Consider the following 1,450-nt stretch of genomic DNA (forward strand, 5'->3'; position numbering starts at 1 on the left):
CTAGGAGCGTGTCGGGGTAATCGGAAGAACCGATTTGAAAGGGAGGCAGAGGCGTGGTGCTCTTTGCCTCCCTATGAGCAAGACCTTCCGCCCCTACGCACCGGAGCAGTCGGAGTTGCTGCCGCCCTCGCCGCGAGAGTGGCTGCCAGCCGGGCACGTTGCGTACTTCATCCTGGACACGGTGGCGGAGCTGGACTTGAGGCCGCTGCTGGAGCGCTACGAGGGGGAGCTGAGGGGCTATCCGCCGCACCACCCCAGGATGATGGTGGGGCTGCTGCTGTACGCGTACTGCGTGGGGGTAGCCTCCTCGCGCAAGATTGAGAAGAAGACGTACGAGGACATCGCCTTCCGAGTCATCGCGGCGGGCCAGCACCCGGACCACAGCACGGTGAGTGAGTTCCGGCGCCAGCACCTGGACGTGTTGGCGGGGCTCTTCATGCAGGTGCTGGTGCTATGTCAGAAAGCGGGGCTGGTGCAGTTGGGGCACGTGGCGTTGGACGGCACCAAGCTGAAGGCCAACGCCAGCAAGCACAAGGCGATGAGCTACGAGCGGATGCAGCAGCGTGAGAAGGAGCTGGCCCAGAAGGTGGCCGCACTGCTGAAGGCGGCCGAGGAGGCGGACGCGGCCGAGGACAAGCTCTACGGCAAGAAGAAGCGCGGAGACGAGCTTCCCGAGGAGCTCAAGCGAGCCGAGACGCGGCTGGCCCGCATCCGCGCCGCCAAGGCGGAGCTGGAAGCCGAAGCGAAGGTAGCCAGGGCGGCGCAGCAGTCTGCCAAGAAGCGGGATGACGGGGGAGATGAGCCGCCTGATGGTCCGACGCCGCTGCCGCACCACCAGGTGCAGAGCGAAGCAGACGGCACGCCCAAGCCCAAGGCGCAGCGCAACTTCACCGACCCCGAGAGCCGAATCCAGAAGACGCAGAATGGCTTCCTCCAGGGCTACAACGCGCAGGCAGCCGTGGACGAGGCGCACCAAATCATCGTCGCCCAGGCGCTCACCAACCAGCCGCCTGACGTCGAGCACTTCTTGCCTCTGCTGGAGCAGGTGGTGGAGAACTGCGGCGAGGTGCCCCAGGTGGCGACGGCGGACGCGGGCTATTTCTCCGAGGAGAACCTCACGCGCGCGGCGAGCATGGGCATCGACGCGTACGTGGCCGTCGGGCGTCAAAAGCACGGCGTGGAGCCGCCTGCGGTGCGAGGGCGGATGCCGCTGAATCTGAGCGTCAAGGATTGGATGGCGCGTCGGCTGAGGACGAAGGCAGGACGCCAAGTGTACGCCAGACGCAAGGCGGTGGCGGAACCTCCCTTCGGTCAAATCAAACAGGCGCGAGGCTTCCGCCAACTGCTGCTGCGTGGACTGCAGAAAGCGCGCGGCGAGTGGGCGCTCATCTGCCTTACCCACAACCTGCTGAAACTCCATCGGGCTCAGCTCGCCGCGTAGTGGCGGCGC

The 1,450-nt window shown here is 66.1% G+C and carries 1 protein-coding gene; it reads left to right on the forward strand.

Annotated elements, in window-relative coordinates:
* Positions 1-73 precede the first annotated feature (73 nt).
* Positions 74-1,441: an IS1182 family transposase gene (locus tag U8525_RS34260; RefSeq protein WP_374270942.1), complete on the forward strand. Its 1,368-nt coding sequence runs from the start codon at positions 74-76 to the stop codon at positions 1,439-1,441.
* Positions 1,442-1,450 lie beyond the last annotated feature (9 nt).

The sequence above is a fragment of the Corallococcus sp. RDP092CA genome (genome assembly GCF_041903675.1).
In the GTDB taxonomy this organism is placed as follows: Bacteria; Myxococcota; Myxococcia; order Myxococcales; family Myxococcaceae; genus Corallococcus.